Genomic DNA, 20366 nt, shown 5'->3' with positions numbered 1-20366 from the left:
TCAGAAACCTAATTGGTCAATAATTTGGCTGGCAACAGCGCGTGCGCTTTGTTCATCTGTCCGCACTGTAAAATCAGCAATCTCGGTATACAAAGGGTTCCGCTCAGCAGCTAGTCTTTCCAGCACCTCTTTAGGTGCTTCTTCCGTTTGCAACAACGGACGACGTTTGTCACGTTGAGTACGTGCTACTTGCTTTTCAATCGGCGTTTCAAGATACACCACAATGCCCCGGGCGGATAACCGATTGCGGGTTTCTTTGCTTAATACCGAGCCGCCACCTGTGGCCAGCACGATACCCTGTAGCTCTGTCAGATCCTGGATGACATTTTCTTCCCGAACGCGAAAGCCTTCTTCACCTTCAAGATCAAATACCCAGGCAATGTCTGCACCTGTACGGCGCTCGATTTCCTGATCTGAATCGTAGAATTCTAAATGAAGCATGTCTGCTAGGTGTCTTCCAATAGTGCTTTTACCAGCACCCATTGGGCCTACAAGGAAGATATTACGTTTTTCTGCCATAAGTCGTATTACTAATCAGCTAACTCAGTGAAAAGTTGAATTCAAGGACCAAAAGGCTCCCACGAAAATTTGAAGCGCTGAATTATGTCAGGAATAGCCTTTTGTTGGCAAGCTAATTCTGAAACAGTCCACTACTACGCATATTAGCGTAGTAGTGGAAATGGGGATTAAAGACCGTCTGAAATGATTTTTGGCGTAACGAAAATCAGCAATTCGTTTTTCTCATTCACTTCACGTGTGTTTCTAAACAAAGCGCCAACATAAGGAATATCACCAAAAAGAGGAACTTTGTTTACCGTAGAAAGAATTTGTTGTTGATAAATACCACCCAACACAATGGTTTCACCATTATCAACCAGCACCTGAGTTTTAATCTGTTGTGTATCGATTGCCGTCGCTGGACCAGTAGGCGTTTGTACTGTTTCGCCTCTGGTATTTTGTGTAATGACTAAGTCCAGAATAATTTTGTTATCTGGCGTAATCTGCGGCGTTACAGTCAAGCTCAATACTGCCTTCTTAAATTCAACAGTTGTAGCACCACTGGATGCTGCCTGAACATAAGGAATCTCAACACCCTGCTCTATACTAGCTTCTTTTTGATTAGCCGTAGTAATGCGTGGGCTTGCGATAATCTCGCCTTTATTTTCTTGCTCCAGCGCTGACAACTCTAAATCAAGTAAGGTACCATCAGCTAAGCGTGCGATGTGAAAGGCGATACTACCAGCAGCATTTGATGCAGGCAAATTCACATTCCATCTATCGTCTAACGAAGGAATACTGCCATTTGCAATGTTATTTGCTCCTGTCGAATTCCCCGAAGTTCCTTGATTAGAACTGCCACTTTGCTGGTCGCTAAAGCCCCAACGAATACCTAATTCATCAGTAACATTATCACGTACGGTAACCATTCTTGATTCTATCAATACCTGACGTACAGGAATATCAAGACGCTCAATCAACTTACGAACGTTTTCAATATTAACCGCAGTGTCTTTGATTAGAATGGTGTTAGTACGTTCATCTACGTTTGCAGAACCACGAGAAGACAATAACGTAGCCTCTTTATTACTCAGCAGTTTTGTAATATCAGCAGCTTTTGCATAATTAACCGTTAGGAAATCAGAATATAGTGGCTCTAAATCGGCAACTGTTTGCTTTGCTTCCAATTCACGCGCTTCTCTAGCAGCCAGCTCATCTGTAGGTGCCACCATCAAGATGTTACCTTCCATGCGCTTATCCAAGCCTTTAACACGCAGGACTATATCCAATGCCTGATCCCAAGGCGTTCCATCCAAGCGCAATGTGATATTGCCAGTAACAGAATCACTAGTGACTAAGTTAAAACCATTATAGTCGGCAATTATTTGCAACACGGTACGTACCGAAATATCCTGGAAGTTTAACGATATTGCGCGGCCTTTATATTCTTTACCGCCGCCCAATATGCTTCTATTAGTAGTATCACGCTCAACATTTAACGTGAAAATGTTATCTATTTGCTGATAGGTAAAAGTAAATTCAGCAGTCGTATCGATTACCAGTCGAGCAGATGCGCCTTCTTTAAAAGTTTCTATACCTTTAACAATGGTGCCAAAATCTACTACATCAAGTTGATATAGTAATTCGTCAAGGATGTCAGTGTTGTGAAACTCGACTTCGAGTTTGCCTAACCGTTCACTAACATCAACTGCAGCTGTGTTGTCACGTAAAAACACTAACACACGGCCCTCACCTTTATCACCACGGCGGAAATCAATTGCATTGACGCGGTTGATGTACGTCGGTTTAACGTCGGCAGCCTGTCCTACAGCATCTGACGTTGGATTATCAGAGATATGCATGTAAAACACGTTACCACGTACCCGGGTACGATATATCTTCAAATAATCCAGATAGATAATAGTCTTAAAACCGTCGCCTTCAAATTCTGAAGTAACACGCTTTACACCGGCTTTATCGATCAATACTTCATTTAATCTTTCTTCGTAATCTGAGTCATTGAAAAATAACTCAATACGCGCAGGATCGTTAAATACTTGAATACTGGGGTCAGCATAAAGTTCTTCATCGAAAATAAATTCGATTTCAGTTTCGCCAGTTAGTAAAGGATTATATTTTACGTCATACAGCAACGGCACAGCCGAAGCAGGCAATGACAGTAACATAAAGGCTGCAAAGCACATTAAAGTGCGCTGGATTGTGCCAGACATTGTTTTGATTATTTTATCCATGATTTACTCGCATACCTATCAATTACTTGCTACTGATGACGCATCCGCCATCTGCAACATGGTCGTCCGTTCTTTCCAGCAACCGGCGCCATCTGGGATCAATTCAAGCAACTCTATATGAGTCGGTTCCACGTTAATTACTCTGCCATGGAATAAACCTACATAGTTGCTCAACGTGACTTTATGTAATGTTTTATCAGAAGCTTCAATCAGCGCCCAAATTTTACTAACTTCACCCAAAGTACCACGCATTTTTAAGTTATCCACTGCATATTTCTCAAGTGGCTCTTTTCTGCGTCTCGGATCTGGATGTAAACAATCCTGTACCTGTAAGAACTTATCTTGTATCGCTTCAGGTTTAGGGGCCGAAAATGGACTCCTAGCTTCCTGAGACCGATAAGCAACATGTTCAAACTCCTGCAACTCAGGAATAGGCTCTACTCTGGCTTTAGTATTTGCTTTAACATCTGCGACATAATTTTGTACTTCACTCATGTCATTAAAACAGCCATTAAGCAAAACCGCCATGGCAAGCACAGTTAAACGTTTTTTCATTGCTGAACCTCCTTGTAACGGTAGGTCTTAGCCACAACGTTAAAACGTAAGCGCTCATCTTTTTCTGTTTGAATAGCAAAGTCGTGCAAACTCACTATCCTCGGTAACTTGGCAACTTCACTGACAAAATTACCAAACTGATGGTAGTCACCTACCACTTCAATTTTTATCGGTAACTCAGTGTAAAAATCTTTTTCAATTTCAGGTTCCCAGTTGATCCGGATAAATGTTAATCCACTGGTAGTGCCAACATAGGTAATGTCATCAAGCAAACCTGGCGTTTCGTGTGTTGTGGGCAGCTGTTTCAATAAAAATGAAAACGTTTGCTCCATTTCAACCATTTGCTGCTTGTACAATTCCAAATTTACCGCAGTTCCATTCTTGGTACGGAAAGTTTGACGCAGCTCGGTTTCTTTTTTCTCTGCCGCAGCCAGTTCGTCAATCTTGCTGTCTACTAACAAAAAATAACTTAAAATTGATACAAGAACAGCTAATATAACGGCAAATACTAGTTTTGCTGCTACCGGCCACGATCCCATATTCTCAATATCGAGATCATTAATATCAATTTCGGATAAATTAACATTTAGGCTCATCGTGCACCTCCGCTCGCTGGTTTCGCAGGCGTTGTTGGGGTATCTGCGCCTTGTATTGCCTCATATCCTTTAACGGTTAGGTGCATTTTAAAGTTGCTCAATAAACTTACAGAGTCTTTACCTGCTTCAATAAATTCTAGATAAGGTTCAGATAACAGTTCTGACTCCTCGGCTTCGCGCAACAAATTAGAAAGACGATTATTTGATTCACTTTTGCCAACTAACAGCAATGAAGTGCCTTTTTTCTCCAACTCAGTCAGGTAAACACCTGCAGGTACTGAGCTAGCAATCTCATCCATAATCTGGGTACCGAGGTTTCTACTCCCCTGCAATTGTGTAATCAGCGACATGCGTTGTTGCAAATTTTTCTTTGTTTCTTTTAGGGTATCAATATCTTTAATCCGCTGATCTAATACCGCTATTTCATTTATCAAATACTGATTACGTTGCAATTGTCCTTCGATTCTTGTGTCGTAAACCACGTTAATCAGAAACACCAATAGAAAACTACATATCGCTGTTGCAGTTAGGATAGTTAAGTATTGCTTTTGCCGTTCTTTACGCGCTGCATCACGCCACGGCAACAGGTTTATATATGCCATGACGAAAAGCTCCTTAATGCTAATCCACTTGCAACCATGAGTTGAGAAGCATGACGATTAAGTTGCTCACGGTCTACGGATGTCGCAACTTCCATGGTCTTAAATGGATTCGCTACCACCGTATGAATACCTAACTCATCGATAAGTAGTCTGTCTATACCTTCAATTAGTGCGGTACCACCGGATATCACGAGATAATCAACGGCATCTTTACCGCTACTGGTCAGATACATTTGAATACCACGTCTTACCTGTTGCAGTAGCATCGTTTGAAACGGCGCTAAAACTTCAAAAGTATAGTTAGGTGGTAAATCACCAGACACTTTAGCTTGCTCAGCCTCTTCGTAGCTTTTGTTATAATAAGACAAAATACTGCGGGTATATTGCTCGCCACCAAACATCTGGTCACGGGTATAAAGTGTTTTAGTATTCTCGATAATACTGAGCAAGGTCATCGTTGCGCCAATATCAACCATTGCCACAACTTTGTTCGCCGCGTCATCAGGTAATTGTTTTAGACACAATTCAGCTGCGCGACTTAACGCATAGCTCTCAATGTCAACAACTTTGGCAGCAAAGCCTCCGTTATCTAACGCAGCAACACGAGCTTCAATACTCTCAGTACGAGCAGCACTTAAAAGCACGTTTACCTTGGAAGGATCAGCATCGTTTACATCGAGCTTCTCGAAATCCAAACTAACTTCATTGAGTGGGTAGGGGATCAGTGTGTCTGCTTCAACTTCAATCTGACTTTCAAGTTCAGCATCAGTTAAGGACACATCCATAAAGATCACTTTACTGATCACGGTTGATCCAGAAACCGCAGTTGCGGCAAATTTGACGGTGCGTGGGATCTTTTTGCGGATTTTGCTCAACACATTACCAACGGCTTCGATATCCTGAATCTCACGATCGGACATCGCTCCTTTAACCATAGGTTCAACGGCAAATGCTTCGACTTTGCATACACCGTTATGTTGACTGAGTAACACAGCCTTTACGGAGTGTGCACCGACATCAATCCCCACCATCATCGGTGTTTGTTTACTGAACAGGCGATTTATCATAGCTTCCTGCGGCCAATTTATAGTTATGATTATTGTCTCATAGATAGCTTAGTCGCTAATTTTTGGCAAGAAAAAGCGTTTAAACTAATGCTAATAAATATATACTAGCAGCGTTGTAAAGGAATTGGGAGTAAAAATTGGGGTTATTCAGTGTCTTGGGTTAAAAAAGTTTTAATTCTCAGTTTGGGCATGCTGATACTCGGCTTATTAACGATCGCCGGGATCTATTTGTACCTTAAAAACGATCTTCCTGACGTAACTACTCTACAGGACGTCAGGTTGCAGACTCCAATGCAAGTATACACTGCTGATGGTGAGCTTATTTCTCAATTTGGTGAAAAACGTCGGATCCCACTTAAACTGCAAGAAATGCCTCCTTTATTAGTTCAGGCTTTCTTAGCCGTTGAAGATACAAGATTTTACGAGCATCCCGGAATAGATATCATCGGTATTTTTCGTGCAATGACAGTCGTCGCTTCTTCAGGCGATTTTAGTCAGGGTGCGAGTACCATTACGCAACAAGTAGCTCGCAACTTTTTTCTAAGCCGCGAAAAAAAGGTTATCCGCAAGGTTAAAGAAATCTTTCTGGCATTTCACATCGAACAGCTGTTATCAAAAGATCAAATTTTAGAATTATATCTGAATAAAATTGAACTTGGGCAACGTTCATTCGGTGTTGGTGCAGCGGCGCAGGTTTATTTTGGTAAAACCGTCCATGAACTCACCCTTGATGAAATTGCTATTATTGCGGGATTACCCAAAGCCCCCTCCACACTAAACCCAGTGCGATCTGCAACAAACGCCCGCGCCAGACGTAATGTAGTGCTAGGACGCATGCTTGATATTGGTGTTATAGACCAGGCTGCGTACGACCAGGCATTAGCAGCCCCCATTACAAGTCGTCTGCATGGAGCACAAATTACTGCATCTGCGCCCTATATCGCAGAGATGGTGCGTCAAGAAATGATTTCCCGTTATGGCGAAGACACTGCCTATTCAGCGGGTTTACAAGTTTTTACAACTATAAACAGCAAACAACAAGCTGCGGCAAAACATGCGCTGCAGCAAAACTTGTATGATTACGACGAACGCCATGGCTATCGAGGGCCTGTAGCACAACTATGGGCGTCAGAGTTAATTGAAACCCAAGATGCTGAGGCGGTTTTTAACCAGATTGAGCCGTTGTCACGTGAAGAAGTACTCACATACTTAGACAACCAGAGCAGCCTTGAGCAGTTACAACCGGCCGTTGTCATTGAGGTTGGTGCACAAACTGCAAAAGTGCTCATGTCAGGTGGGCAGGAAGTCACACTGGATTGGGATGGCTTAAAATGGGCCAGACGCTACATTAGTGACGAACGCCAAGCCATCGCACCCAAAACTGCCAACGCTATTTTGGCGCCGGGAATGCATATTTTTGTAAGGCAACAAGATGCAGCTTGGCGCTTGGCGCAAGTGCCGCAAGCTGCTAGCGCCATAGTTGCAATAGACCCTCATGATGGTGCGATACGTTCGCTTGTTGGAGGCTACAGCTTTACCCAAAGTCAATTTAATCGGGTCACTCAGGCTAAGCGCCAGGTTGGTTCTAATATCAAACCTTTTGTCTACTCCGCTGCATTGGAGCATGGGTACACATTAGCATCGATAATCAACGACGCACCTATACATCAATGGGACGACAACGCGGGTATCGCCTGGCGCCCTAAAAATTCGCCAGCGGTATATGATGGACCAATCCGTATTCGCGAGGCCTTAGCAAAATCGAAAAACGTGGTATCGATCCGCTTATTACGTGGTGTTGGTATTGATAACACTATTAACCATTTACGCCGTTTTGGTTTTGCCCCCTCTGATTTACCTCGTAACGAGACACTTGCACTGGGTTCAGCTTCTCTTACACCACTTGAACTTGTTACAGGTTACGCCGTGTTTGCTAATGGCGGCTATTTAGTATCACCTTATGTTGTAGAACGAGTTATAAGCGACGAAGGCGAGATACTGTTTCAACATAATCCGGCACTGGCGTGCCAAACTTGTGCAGACGACAGCAACAGTCCGGATACTGGAGCGGAAGAACTTACCGAGCAAGCACTGGATGCTGAAATACAGCTTGACCAGTTGTTTAACAGTCTGGCGCAGACTAATGAAAATAGCACTGAAGCCGATGTCAGCATTGGACCAGAAATTAAGCTTGCAGAACACGTTATTTCTGACCAGAACAGTTTTTTAATTGCTGATGCGCTAAGAAGTAGTGTTTGGGGCGGAGGTAGCTGGAATCATGGCACAGGCTGGAATGGCACGGCATGGCGTTTGCAGACTTTAAAACGCCGTGATATTTCAGCAAAAACAGGCACAACAAACGACTCAAAAGACACCTGGTTTTCCGGTTTTACGCCAGATCTGGCAGTGACGGTTTGGGTTGGGTTTGATGATGCTAACCGCAGTTTAGGCCGTGCACAGTGGCACGCTAATATGGGTCAACAACAAAGCGCAGGTGCCGAGTCTGGTGCCAGAACAGCATTACCAGGTTGGTTAAATTATATGCAAACTGCATTACAAAGCTTGCCCGCGCAGCAGCCATCTTCTCCTGTTGGTCTTGCATCGGTACGAATTGATTTGCAAACCGGACTGCTTAGCCGCAGAACTGACCATACCAGTGCCTTTGAGTTTTTCAAGCCGGGTACAGAACCCAGTCAGTATGCCGGTGGCGATATCCAGCAAATCAGTTTCGATAAATTAAGAGATAAAACGCCAGAGAAAGAAACAGAAGAGGAAATAGAGTTATTTTGACAAGTAGCCCGCATTGCGGGCCACTTTTACTGGTTACTTAACCAGGCATTTTACACTGCTTCAAACCACACTTTTGCCTGCGCCAATGCCGCTAACACTTGTTGCGGTGCCGTACCGCCAAGCGCAGCACGTTTTTGCAACCCCGCCTCAAGCTGTAACGCTGGATAAACGTCATTGCTTATCAGTTGACTGAATTGTTGCATCTCAGCCAAAGGCAAGGCTTCTAACGCCAGTTGCTGTTTAGCCGCATGCACGACCAATTCACCGACAACTTCATGCGCATCACGAAATGGCATCCCTTTACTAACCAGATAATCTGCCAAATCAGTCGCATTGCTATAACCCAGTTCTGCCGCCTGACGGCATTGTGCTTTGTTCACACTGAGATGCGGTAGCACGGTTGCTAACACTAACAAAGACTGTTGCCAGGTTGACATCAGGTCAAAGAAGCCCTGTTTATCTTCCTGCATATCTTTGTTGTACGCTAAGGGTAAGCCTTTAAGTACATGCAAAATAGCCACCAAATGCCCCAACACCCGGCCTGTTTTGCCTCGCAGCAATTCAAATACATCTGGATTCTTTTTCTGTGGCATCAACGACGAGCCAGAGCTTATTGCATCACCTAGTTTGAAAAAGCCCGCCTCGCCTGAACAGAAAAAAATAACGTCCTCGGATAAACGCGACAAATGTGTCATGCAAATACTTGCAGCAGCTGATAACTCCACAACATAATCGCGGTCTGATACAGCATCCAGACTATTAAGCGCTGCACTGGCAAACCCCAAGCGCTGCGCTAACTGTTGCCGATCAATCGCCACGCCAGTGCCAGCTAGTGCACCGCATCCCAGCGGACACACATCCAGCCGTGTTGTTGCGTCATCCAGCCGGCTAAGATCTCGTTTAAACATTTCGATATAGGCCAAAGCCCAGTGTGCTACCAGCACAGGTTGCGCCCGCTGCAAATGAGTAAAACCAGGCATGACGGCAGTACCCGCTTGTTCGGCAAAGTTAATTAGCGCCGCGATGGTACCAAGTAACGATTGCCGCACACCCTGCGCATTTAACTTACTCCACAGCCGTAAATCGGTCGCAACCAAATCATTTCGGCTACGCCCGGTATGCAGCTTTTTCGCTACGGCACCCAATGTGGTCGTTAGTTGTGCTTCAACCCAGCTGTGAATATCTTCTTCCCGCGTTTGTAACGGCAATTTAGGGTCAGCGTCTATCGCAACTGATAAATCGGCTAGCGCAGTGTCTAACTGTGCAGCTTCATCATTGCTGATGATATTCGCTTGCGCCAATTGTTGAGCCCAGGCACGTGATGCCTGAATATCTTGTTGCGCTAACAGATAGTCAAAACTTAGCGAGTCGTTAAAATCACGAAACTCGCTTAACGTTGCTTCCTGAAAGCGTCCGCCCCACATCGCCATAATAATTACCCTTTTTGTTGCTGGTGTAATGCCCGGATACGGCTAGCAAGGCTGTATAAACGAATAAAACCAGCGGCATCTTTTTGATCGTAGACTTCATCACCTTCAAATGTGGCAAAGGCTTCTGAGTACAAAGAGTTTGGCGAACGACGCTTCGCAACCGTAACATTGCCTTTGTAGAGTTTAATGACGACATCACCGGTTAATTGTTCTGCCAAAGACGTGCCAGCAGCAAGTAAGGCATCTTTAAGCGGCGTAAACCAACGGCCATCGTAAACTAACTGCGCAAACTCAAGCCCTACTTCCTCGCGGTACTTGAGAGAGCTACGGTCATAAACCAATGCCTCTAAGCCTTTTAATGCAGCCATTAAAATAGTACCGCCCGGTGTTTCGTAGCAACCTCTTGATTTCATACCCACTAAACGGTTTTCAACAATATCAATGCGTCCAATACCATGCTCAGAGCCAATTTCGTTTAACAATTCAATTGCTGCCACAGGTTCGACAGCCTGACCGTTTATCATAGTCAGCTCACCTTTTGCAAAACTCAGCTCAATATAGGCAGCTTTATCTGGGGCTTGCTCTGGTGATTTTGTCCACATCCAGACCTGCTCAGAAGGTTCACACCAGGGGTTTTCCAGCTCTCCACCTTCATGTGAAATATGCCAAAGGTTGGCATCACGGCTGTAAATTTTAGTCGCAGATGCCGTTGTCGGTACTTTTTTCTCTGCCAGATAATCCAGCAACGACTGGCGTGAATTAAACTGCCACTCACGCCATGGTGCTATAACCGTTAGCTGCGGGGCTAACGCTGCAAAGGCACCTTCAAACCGCACCTGATCATTACCTTTGCCGGTACAACCATGACACAATGCATCAGCACCAAGCTCCAACGCCAGGTTAACCTGAGCACGGGCAATAACCGGCCGCGCCATAGAGGTACCAAGTAAATACTGGCCTTCATATACCGCACCCGTTTTAAGGGTGGGGAAAATAACTTCTTTAACAAACTCTTCGCGCAGGTCGACAATGTGACAAGAACTGGCGCCAGAATTAATCGCTTTTTGCTCTACACCCGCTAACTCTTCATCGCCCTGACCAACATTGGCCACAAAGGCAATAACTTCACAGTTATAATTATCTTTTAACCAAGGCACAATTGCCGAAGTGTCCAGACCGCCGGAATAAGCTAATACGACTTTTTTAATACTCATAGTGTCCTCACGCAAATAAACTGATTAATACGGCATTCTGGGCATGCATGCGGTTTTCCGCTTGCTGCAATATCAGCGAGGCATCGCTGTCTAATACATCACTGGTTACTTCATGTTCTCGATGCGCGGGTAAACAGTGCATAAAATATTTTACTGCTAAATTTTCCATCACGTTCGCATTGATTTGATAAGGACGGAATGTACGTTCAATCACTGAGGGATCTGCTTTATCACCCATGGATAACCAGGTATCAGTATAGAGCGCATCAGCCCCTTCTGCGGCAGATAACGAGCTACTTAATACCAACTTTGCACCAGTTGCTGCTGAAATATTCTGAGCTTGCTCTAGCACCTGCGTTGAAGGCTCAAACCCTTTTGGTGTTACCACAGTCATCTTCATGCCTGACAATGCCGCACCAATCATTAAAGAATGACAAACATTATTTCCATCACCAACGTAGGCTAAATGCACCTTTGACAAATTGCCAAAGCGTTCTTTTAGCGCTAACAAATCGGCAAGTGCCTGACACGGGTGATACCAGTCACTTAACGCGTTAATCACCGGTTTTTGACTGGCCTTAACAAGCTGCTCTAAAGTTGCCTGAGAAAATACTCTGGCTACAATGGCATCTGTCCAGCAAGCTAAATTGGCGCCAAAATCCGCCACCGTTTCACGCTTACCCATTGCACCATTTTGCTGATCCAAATACACGCTATGACCGCCAAGCTTATAGATACCAACATCAAAGCTAACCCGGGTGCGAAGCGACGGTTTTTCAAATATCAACGCAATACTTTTCCCGGCCAACGCTTGGCTATACTGGTGTGGTTGTTGCTTTACACTTAGTGCTAAATTAAGCAAATCATTAAGTTCAGCCGGATTTAATTCAGCCAGGCTCAATAGTTGTTTAAGTTTACTCATTTAGATAGACCTGCCGCCATTGCGGCATCCTTGTTCAAGGGACTAACAGACGATGCGCGTACCTACTGCTTGCTGTCGCATCAAATTTAATAAATCTTCCGGGTGTTGCCAACCTGCAACGGTGATACTTCGTCGCAGTGCCTGCGCGGTATCTAGCGCGGCATCGAGCTTTACTTTCATGCCAGCTTTAATCACACCTTGCTCTACCAGTTGCTGTGCTTGTGCACTGTTGAGCTCAGCAATTAATTTGCCTTCGCCGTCCAAAATACCGGGGACATCAGTCAGCAATACCAACTGGCCTTGCACCAGCTGACAAATAGCAGCCGCAGCCAAATCCGCATTGACATTGAGTAACTGAGCTTGCTCACCATGGCCAATAGAACAAAATACAGGTGTAAAACCGCCTGATAGCAAACTTTGCAGTAAAGCGGCATCTTTGGGTTTCGCTACGCCAACTGAACCCAAAGCCGTGTTTAACTCAAAACGACAACTGTTTCCGGCCGATAATGTTAAGCCAACAGGGTTTAAGCCTTGCAAAGATGCCCGGCCAACCATATGTGCATTAACGGCACCCGCTAACGCACCCGCAATTACCGGCATCTGCTCGGCAGGTGAAATACGTTGGCCGTCCAGTTTTTCGGTGTGAAAGCCAAACTTAGCCAACCACTGATCAACTTGATCACCGCCACCGTGCACTAGCACAAGCGGATATTGCTGCTTTAATTCAGCACACACCGCCAATAAGGCATCTAACGCTTTGTCGTCTTGTAACAGGCGTCCACCCATTTTTAATACCAAAGGCGTATTATTCATGCGCGGCGCCTCCAAACAAACCCGCTGTTTCCGGTTTGCCAAATCTTACATTTGCTGCCTGCATAGCTTGTGCGGCAGCACCTTTAAGTAGATTATCAATCGCTGACACCACAACCAGTTGATCACCATCTTGCTGCCAGTAAATATCACAAAACGGCGTACCAGCAATATCAGCCACATTGGGTGAATGAGACACTAAACGCACGAGTGGTTTATTAGCATAAGCTTGATAAAAAGCCGACTTTATTGCATCGGCAGAAGTTCCCGCTGTTAGCGTGACCACACTCGTTGCCAATATGCCGCGCTTAAAGTTACCTAAATGAGGAGTAAACACCACCTTGCGGCCTAAATTTTGTTCAATTTCGGGGCGATGACGGTGTTTAAAAAAACCATATGCATTTAAACCGACTTCGCAAAAAGACGTATTAAGCGCGGCTTTACGGCCAGCACCGGATACGCCACTAGTCGCATTGATAACAGGAATACAGTTTTCGGCCACTAAACCCACTTTAATCAGTGGCAACAACGCCAACGAACACGCCGTTGGATAGCAACCAGGTACTGAAATAAGCCGTGGTAATGGCGTAGTTTGCCACTCCATCAAAGAATATACCGCCTCTTGCAGCAAATCAGGATGTTGATGCTCATAACCGTAGTACTGTGGATAAAGCTCTGGATTTTTTAAACGAAACGCGCCGGATAAATCCACTACATCAATGCCCTGAGCTAAAAGCACAGGCGTAACGGCTTCACTGGCTTCGTGCGGCAAGGCTAAAAATGCCACATCGACTTTGCCCTGTAGCGTCTTAGCTAAAGCATCTTGCCAAGGCTGCACCAGAATATCTAACTGTTGCTGGTAGCGTGGATACAAAGCAGAAAATGGCTCCGCATTGCGCCCGGCAGATGCATAAGCGCCACAAAGTTCGAAATAGGGGTTACGCGCTAAAATGACGGCCAGCTCGGCACCGCTGTAACCGGCCGCACCCAAAACGATACTGCGTACCAAAGAAGTAGATTTGTCAGTTGATAACATTAGAAACGACTCTCGACAATAAAATAACGTATAGGTATAGCACGAAACAGCCGCTAGTGTAGAACGGCCGCCATGCACTTTCAAGAATTATTATTCTATTTTTGTGAATTTATATACAAAAAGCAAGTATATCATGGTTGGCTAAATCTACGACGCTACCCTGTTACGACCGCCTTGCTTGGCTCGATATAATGCAGAATCTGAACGTGACAGTAATTTCTCATGCTGCTCTTCATCAGCAAAACTGGCAATACCCATACTCGCAGTAATATGCAAATCTTCGGAAAATGCAGAACAGTCAATTTCCATGACCGCATGGCGAATACGCTCACAAATATCTACTGCAGCTTTGAGTGAAGTATCAGGCAGTAAAAGGGCAAACTCTTCTCCCCCCCAACGAGCGACAGTGTCAGCTTCACGACAATGACGAAGGATAACGTCCGCAACCATTTTTAGTATTTCGTCTCCAACACTGTGGCTAAACGTATCGTTAACCCGTTTAAAGTGATCAATATCCAGTAGCACTAAACATAGCGGCATCTTTGTTCGTCTTGCTCTGGCACATTCACGCCCTAACGACTCATCAAATGCTCTGCGATTTGCCAATCCGGTTAACGCATCTCTACGCGCTTGCAGTTCAAACTCTTGCGCCTGAGATTTTATTTGATCCAACAGTGTTGAGCGTTCTTTGTCTATTGCGCGCAGATAATCAGTCTGTTGTTGCAGCTCAAGCGTTTTCTCCGCAACTTGTCTTAGCAGTTCTTGCTCCCGTCGATGCAACACAGTTAAACGCCAACGTAACGTGAAACCCGCTAATAACAATGTCACAACAATAAAAGTTAACCAAAAACCAGGACGCTGCCAATAATACGGTGAGATAACAAAGCGGAAACTCGCCACATTTTCACTCCAGTCACCGCGTGGATATGCTGCCCGCACTAAAAAATCATATTCACCGGGGGGCAAATTCGTATACTCAGCCGTGGCATTATTGCCTCGTGTTACCCAGTCAGTATCAAAACCAATAAGTTGAGTACTGTACTGCATACGCTGCGGCATAATATAGCCCAACCCGGCAAACTGGAGCTCCAATCGTTCAGTACCCGCGGGCAAGTGCAGCCCTTGTTGTAGGGCGGTTGCCGCGCCATCAACATGCAGTCCCTCAATCACCACATGCGGGGTATTAATAGAAAAGCGTTTTAAATCAGCAGGTTTTACGATACTCAGCCCTTTTGATGTCGCAAATAACACACTGCCATCAGCAGCCATCGTGGCTGCCTGCATCGACCCGCCATTAGCCTGCGCACTTTGCATGCCGTCGCTTTCACCAAATAGCTCATAGTCAACCGTATCACGCGTGCCAGCAAGAAACTGCATGACTTGCGTCCGCTCTAACCGCAAGATACCTCTATTACTGCTTAGCCACAGATTGTGGTCGTTATCCACCACGGTTTGAAACACTTTATCAAACGGTAAGCCAGCTTTACGCCCTATTATTTGCGTTTGTCCGCTTTGCAAATCATATGCAACCAGTCCACGATCTGTTGTCATCCACAAAATATCGTCTTCGGGTGATGCAACAAAACCAAACGCATACTCTGCACCATCCAAGTTGGAAAAATCCAAGGCCGTCATGCTGCCTTCAGTTTGCATAATGGCAACACCACCGCCTGTACCAATAAATAATCTGCCATCGTGGTGTTGGTAAAGCGCCATAACAAAGGGAGTGGGTAAGCCTTCAGCTTTGCCGAAACTACGTATTCCATCAGGGCCGATAAAATTTAATCCCTGGCCAGTGCCTATCCAAATACCCTCTTTGTTATCGGGTAAAATGGCTCTGACCTCATTTGCCAACAGGCCCGTTGCTCTATCGTATTTATCTGTTATCACTCCGTTATGGTAGCGCAGTGCACCATCGGTATAAGTTCCCACCCATACCGCACCATCTTTGTCTTCAGCCAAACTTAATATGGATTGCCCACTACTGGCGGGCGCTAAGTTGATGGTCTCAAATCCAGTTTCACTGCCTTGGCTCAAGCCTTGGCTAGTGCCAACCCATACAGAACCGTCAGAATGCGCCAACACCGCACGAACATAATCACCCGCCAAACCACTTTCTGCGGTATAAGTGACAAAAGGAGCGTCGCGCAGGCGAAATAGCCCTCCGTTAGTCCCGACCCAAAGACTTTTCTCCCTATCCAGGTACAACGATAAGATGCGATTGTTTGGCAAGCCACCGGCCATGCTTAATGTTTCCACACCTCGCTCACTAAAGCGCAATAAACCACGGTCAGTAGAACCAATCCAAATGTGTTTGTCTTGTACCAGAATTGCAGACACTGGCAAATTAGCTAAATCTGCAGATAACAGCTGTGCTTTTCCGTGGCTAAAAATAAACAAACCACGCTCAGTACCAATAAGTACATCATTGCCGTATTGACGTAATGCAAATACGGGTACAGCGGGTAAGCCTTCAACGTTATGGATCTTCAACGGGGCTTTGTCAGGCTTTAACCAGGCTAAACCTCGTCCGGTACCAATCCACAGCCGACCCGTTTTATCTTTTAATAAACTGTGTACCACATCACTACCCAGACCTTGCTCGGTGGTAAATTGCTTGCGGCTGCCATCAGGCCGTTGCTGAAATAATCCCTGGCCTTCGCTGGCTAACCATAAAGTCGCATCATCGTCTTCAATTACCACAGCGTTTATCAGCGCACTAAAGGCTGGCCAATTGTGCCAGCCGTCGACAGTTTGCTTGCTAATACCGCCTCTGGCACCCGCGAGAACTATATTTCCCTGCGAATCCTTAGCTAAAGTTCGAATGCCGGAGTCAGGTAAACCGGTTGTTGCACCCCTGCCGAAAACTTCGAATACCCGGCCATTAAAACGAGCTGCCCCCTCCCATGTCGCCAGCCACAAATACCCATCGGCACTTTGGCTAATACTGTTTACGGTGTTGTGGGGTAAGCCATCTCTGGTAGTCCAACTTTCTTGGAAATAATGACTTAATGGTGTAGCGGAGGTGCTAGCATTACAGTTGAACAGCAGGCAGGCCAACAACACGCCAAATACCAGTTTTTTATCTGGTAACAAGCGTAACTGTTGAAACAAACAATTGCGATCCAATACTTCAAACAATGCAACGCGTCCCTGATGATTAAGCAATTGCTAAAGCAATAATACTGCTCAGATTACCCGAAATAATGCGCTGCGCCAACCCGCTCAGCTGTCAATTATCGCCCAAAAATCTGGCAATGAGCGGGCTGATAACATTGTGGGACTAAGTAGACACCTGTGGACGAACCCCGAGTAAGTGACAAATGGCATAACTCAGTTCACTGCGGTTTAGCGTATAAAAGTGAAAATGGTCGACACCTTCTCTGCTTAACACTTTCACCATCTCCATCGCGATGTTTGCCCCAACCAAATTGCGGGTTGTTGCGTCATTTTCAAGCCCGGCATAGGCTTTGTGCATCCACTGCGGTACTGCGACGTTGGTTAAACCGGCGAACTTCTGCAATTGCTGGAAGTTGGTGACCGGTAAAATACCAGGAATGATGTCAACGTCTATCCCTATCGCAGCACAACGATCGCGATAGCGCAGAAACTTTTCAATATCAAAGAAAAACTGGGTTATGGCTCGTGATGCACCGGCATCTACTTTTCGTTTCAAATTAAGCAGATCAAACTGGGCATTGGGCGCTTCAGGGTGAACCTCAGGATAGGCTGCGACCGAAATATCGAAGTCAGCAACAGAACGCAGTATCTCTACCAAGTCCGCTGCATATAAATCGGGTTTTTCCTGACTCCCGGGTGGTAAATCGCCGCGCAGTGCAACGATATGCCGGATACCGCTTTGCCAATAATCTTTTGCAATAGCGATTAAGTCTTCTTTTGCGGCATCGACACAGGTCAAATGTGGTGCAGCAATTAACCCAGTGCGTTGTTTAATTGACTTGATGATGTCATGCGTGCGGTCACGCTCTCCTGAATTAGCGCCGTAGGTAACCGACACGAAAGACGGCGCCAATGGTGCGAGCCGCTCAATCGATTGCCATAATGTTTGCTCCATCTGAGCGGTTTTCGGTGGAAAGAACTCAAAACTGACGTTAACTTTACCCTCTACATCCTGCAGATTGCGATTAATTGCGTCTAAATATTGTGCATTTGCGAATGCCATAGTAATTCTCTTTCTGTTACGTCAGTGCTGTTGCAGCAGGCAACGATGCCTTCGCGACCAACTGCTTAATCAATACGGCCAGATCAGCGTGTAAGCCGCCTGCCGTCACCACACGACCCGCACCGGGTCCTTTCAAAACTAGCGGATTATCGCTGTACCACTTTGAACGAATTACAAATACATTGTCACAAGGTGCGATGGCAGCCAATGCGTGCGCAGTGCACACGTGTTCCAATGCCACCTTTGCCACAGCTTTACCATTGTGCAATGCCAAACTTGCCACATAGCGCAACACTTTACCGTCTTGTTTTGCTTGTCTATATTGCTGCGCCATTGCGTCATCCAATTGCGTGCGATGTGACCAAAAATCTTGCCAGCTACCCTGCTCTAACCCCTGAGGAAGTAATGGTTGTAACACAATGTCATCCAGTTCAAGCGCCAGGCCCAACTCGCGCGCCAGTACCAATAACTTGCGCTGCACGTCAGTCCCCGATAAGTCATCTCGCGGATCTGGTTCGGTCAGTCCTCCAGCTTGTGCCTGCAACACGAAATCGGAAAAGCGTGTGCTGCCATCAAACTGACATAACAACCAAGACAAGGTGCCGGAAAATATGCCGCTGATTTCAATTATCTCGTCGCCTGCGTCCAACAGCTCATGTAACGTACGTTGTACCGGTATGCCAGCACCACAGGTGGTATTACTGAGCCATTGTCGCTGATGCATTGCCAATGCCTGACGGATAAGCTGATATTCAGCGCCCGGCAACGTAACGCCCTGTTTATTCGCACTAACAATGTCGCAACCTGCAGCAATCATCGTTGGGTACAATGTGGCAAAGCTGCGGCTAGGTGTAATATCAATTAATACCTTAGCGCCGGGTAATGCATTAAGGTACGTCGTCAAGATTTTATGGTCCCAACGACTACCTTTGGCCAGAGCATCAGACCAGTTGCCGATGTCAATATTGTGTTCAAGCACGGCCTGTCGGGAATTCAGCACTGCCACCAATTCCAACTGTACAACGGTGGCTAAACGTTGTTGCTGAGCGCTTAACATCGCAAGAAATTCTGCACCGACATTTCCCGTACCAGCAACAATCACTTTAAGCACAGGCCTGGCTTGCAACAACCGATGATGCACGTCCTCTAATACGTCGGCAGCTAAAGGTTCAGCTAACAGCCAAATCACCTGTTGGGCATTTTCGTAGCGGTGCAACACTCCCTGCCATTGTAATAGCGGTTCAACAACGTTTACGCTGAAATGACTGTAGGGTTTTAGAAACGCCAAGGCATAGTAACGCTGGGTATCCCATACGGCGTTAATGTTTAATTCATCCAGGTAGGTCAATGCACGCTCTGCACACACTGTCGGCAGTAACCAACTGACGTTTTCACCCTGTTGTGGTAAAGCAACAACCGGCTGTTGTAAATCCAACGCCAGCTCAGCTGCAGTGACAGCGGCCTCCTGATGTAATGTCAACAATGTAACGTCTGACAGCTCGGTTAAAAAACCCTGCTGAGACGCATCCTGTTGCATCACACGGCAACCTGCATACTGCGGTTCATAACTACTGCGCACGACAAGGGCCGTGTTCGTGTTAGTTAACGGGGACAATGTACGCGCATGCAACACTGGATTACCCAGCTGGGCCAACTGACACGCCTGCGACCAGCTAACATGCTGATAAGGCACAGCGCGTTTAACTTTACGCGGGTCGGCACTGTAAATGGCTTTTACATCTGTCCAAATGGTTACTGTGGCGGCATTAACTAAGGCACCAAGTAATGTAGCTGAATAATCGCTGCCATTACGGCCAAGTGTAATACTATGGCCGTTATCATCACGCGCAATATAGCCAGTTACAACGTAAATAGCTGCAGCTTGAGTAAGTTCAGTCAGTAATTCAGCTGATGTAGGCCAATCAGGCTGATAGTGCTTGATTCGCAAAAATTCACGGGCATCAATAGCTAGAGCCGAAAATGCACGCTGCCTCAACACTTCACTTAAAAGCAATGCTGATAAACGTTCACCAATAGCCAATACATCATTAAATTTATGCTGCGCCAGCGCGTCAGGTATCTCTGCTACCCAGTGTTGTAACTGCGTCAACACCTGCTGCGCAGCTGCAGGCCCCAAAGTGTTACTCACTAACGCCGTAAGCTGTTGTTGTAATGCCATAACGGCGCTATTGCATGCTGCAGGCTGCTCAGCGTTGGCAATAATGTGAAGTAGCGCATCAGTGGTATCACCAGGAGCCGACACGACCACCCAGATTGGCTGTGTCTGATCTTGCTGAGTAATAATGTCTGCGACGGCAACAAAGCGTTCAGCCGTAGCCAAACTACTTCCGCCAAACTTATGAACCTGTGCCAGCTGGCGCTGTTTTTGAGTGGGTTGCAATTGCATAATA

15 protein-coding genes are annotated in these 20366 nt (G+C 45.9%); 1 reads left to right on the top strand and 14 read right to left on the bottom strand.

Annotated elements, in window-relative coordinates:
• The 6 genes from aroK to ORJ00_RS16210 form a co-directional block, all read right to left on the bottom strand.
• Complete coding sequence (gene aroK, locus ORJ00_RS16235) at nt 1-519, bottom strand: shikimate kinase AroK (RefSeq protein WP_027670238.1); 519 nt, start codon at nt 517-519, stop codon at nt 1-3.
• Between the two features lie 167 nt (nt 520-686).
• A complete protein-coding gene (locus tag ORJ00_RS16230) occupies nt 687-2750 on the bottom strand; it encodes a type IV pilus secretin PilQ (RefSeq protein WP_027670237.1) in 2064 nt (687 codons plus the stop codon).
• 18 nt (nt 2751-2768) lie between these two features.
• On the bottom strand, nt 2769-3305 hold the full coding sequence (locus tag ORJ00_RS16225; RefSeq protein WP_306126825.1) for a pilus assembly protein PilP: 537 nt from the start codon (nt 3303-3305) through the stop codon (nt 2769-2771).
• Nucleotides 3302-3901 carry a type IV pilus inner membrane component PilO gene (locus tag ORJ00_RS16220; RefSeq protein WP_306126826.1) on the bottom strand — a complete coding sequence of 200 codons (600 nt, stop codon included), beginning with the start codon at nt 3899-3901 and terminating at the stop codon, nt 3302-3304. The genes ORJ00_RS16225 and ORJ00_RS16220 overlap by 4 nt, the downstream gene beginning before the upstream one ends.
• Complete coding sequence (locus ORJ00_RS16215) at nt 3898-4503, bottom strand: PilN domain-containing protein (RefSeq protein ID WP_027670234.1); 606 nt, start codon at nt 4501-4503, stop codon at nt 3898-3900. Before ORJ00_RS16215 ends, ORJ00_RS16220 begins: the two co-directional genes overlap by 4 nt.
• On the bottom strand, nt 4491-5570 hold the full coding sequence (locus ORJ00_RS16210; RefSeq protein WP_305976222.1) for a pilus assembly protein PilM: 1080 nt from the start codon (nt 5568-5570) through the stop codon (nt 4491-4493). The genes ORJ00_RS16215 and ORJ00_RS16210 overlap by 13 nt, the downstream gene beginning before the upstream one ends.
• A 291-nt stretch (nt 5571-5861) precedes the next feature.
• Between ORJ00_RS16210 and ORJ00_RS16205 the strand changes: the two genes are divergently transcribed.
• Nucleotides 5862-8360: a penicillin-binding protein 1A gene (locus ORJ00_RS16205; RefSeq protein ID WP_306140355.1), complete on the top strand. Its 2499-nt coding sequence runs from the start codon at nt 5862-5864 to the stop codon at nt 8358-8360.
• A 50-nt stretch (nt 8361-8410) separates the two neighbouring features.
• Here ORJ00_RS16205 and argH read toward each other — a convergent pair whose 3' ends face one another.
• From argH to metL, 8 genes are all read right to left on the bottom strand, one after another.
• Nucleotides 8411-9790 carry an argininosuccinate lyase gene (gene argH / locus ORJ00_RS16200; RefSeq protein WP_306126828.1) on the bottom strand — a complete coding sequence of 460 codons (1380 nt, stop codon included), beginning with the start codon at nt 9788-9790 and terminating at the stop codon, nt 8411-8413.
• A gap of 5 nt (nt 9791-9795) precedes the next feature.
• Nucleotides 9796-11004, bottom strand: coding sequence for an argininosuccinate synthase (locus ORJ00_RS16195; protein ID WP_306126829.1), 1209 nt, complete (start codon nt 11002-11004; stop codon nt 9796-9798).
• Nucleotides 11005-11011: 7 nt separating this feature from the next.
• Entirely contained in the window at nt 11012-11926 is a 915-nt protein-coding gene (locus tag ORJ00_RS16190; RefSeq protein WP_306126830.1) for an ornithine carbamoyltransferase, read from the bottom strand.
• Nucleotides 11927-11968: 42 nt separating this feature from the next.
• Complete coding sequence (gene argB / locus ORJ00_RS16185; RefSeq protein ID WP_306126831.1) at nt 11969-12739, bottom strand: acetylglutamate kinase; 771 nt, start codon at nt 12737-12739, stop codon at nt 11969-11971.
• The gene (argC, locus tag ORJ00_RS16180; protein WP_370298086.1) at nt 12732-13772 is read right to left on the bottom strand and encodes an N-acetyl-gamma-glutamyl-phosphate reductase; all 1041 of its coding nucleotides are present in this window, start codon (nt 13770-13772) and stop codon (nt 12732-12734) included. Before argC ends, argB begins: the two co-directional genes overlap by 8 nt.
• A gap of 147 nt (nt 13773-13919) precedes the next feature.
• Nucleotides 13920-16913, bottom strand: coding sequence for a ligand-binding sensor domain-containing diguanylate cyclase (locus ORJ00_RS16175; RefSeq protein WP_306140354.1), 2994 nt, complete (start codon nt 16911-16913; stop codon nt 13920-13922).
• Nucleotides 16914-17055: 142 nt separating this feature from the next.
• Nucleotides 17056-17955, bottom strand: coding sequence for a methylenetetrahydrofolate reductase (gene metF, locus ORJ00_RS16170; protein ID WP_027670225.1), 900 nt, complete (start codon nt 17953-17955; stop codon nt 17056-17058).
• 16 nt (nt 17956-17971) lie between these two features.
• Nucleotides 17972-20362 (bottom strand): bifunctional aspartate kinase/homoserine dehydrogenase II, encoded by a 2391-nt coding sequence (metL, locus tag ORJ00_RS16165; protein ID WP_306140353.1) that lies wholly within the window; start codon nt 20360-20362, stop codon nt 17972-17974.
• Nucleotides 20363-20366: the final 4 nt, after the last annotated feature.

Source organism: Rheinheimera baltica (assembly GCF_030731985.1).
Classification (GTDB): Bacteria; Pseudomonadota; Gammaproteobacteria; order Enterobacterales; family Alteromonadaceae; genus Alishewanella; species Alishewanella baltica.
The sequence above is the reverse complement of the archived record's forward strand: the minus strand, read 5'-3'. Positions and strand labels throughout refer to the sequence as shown.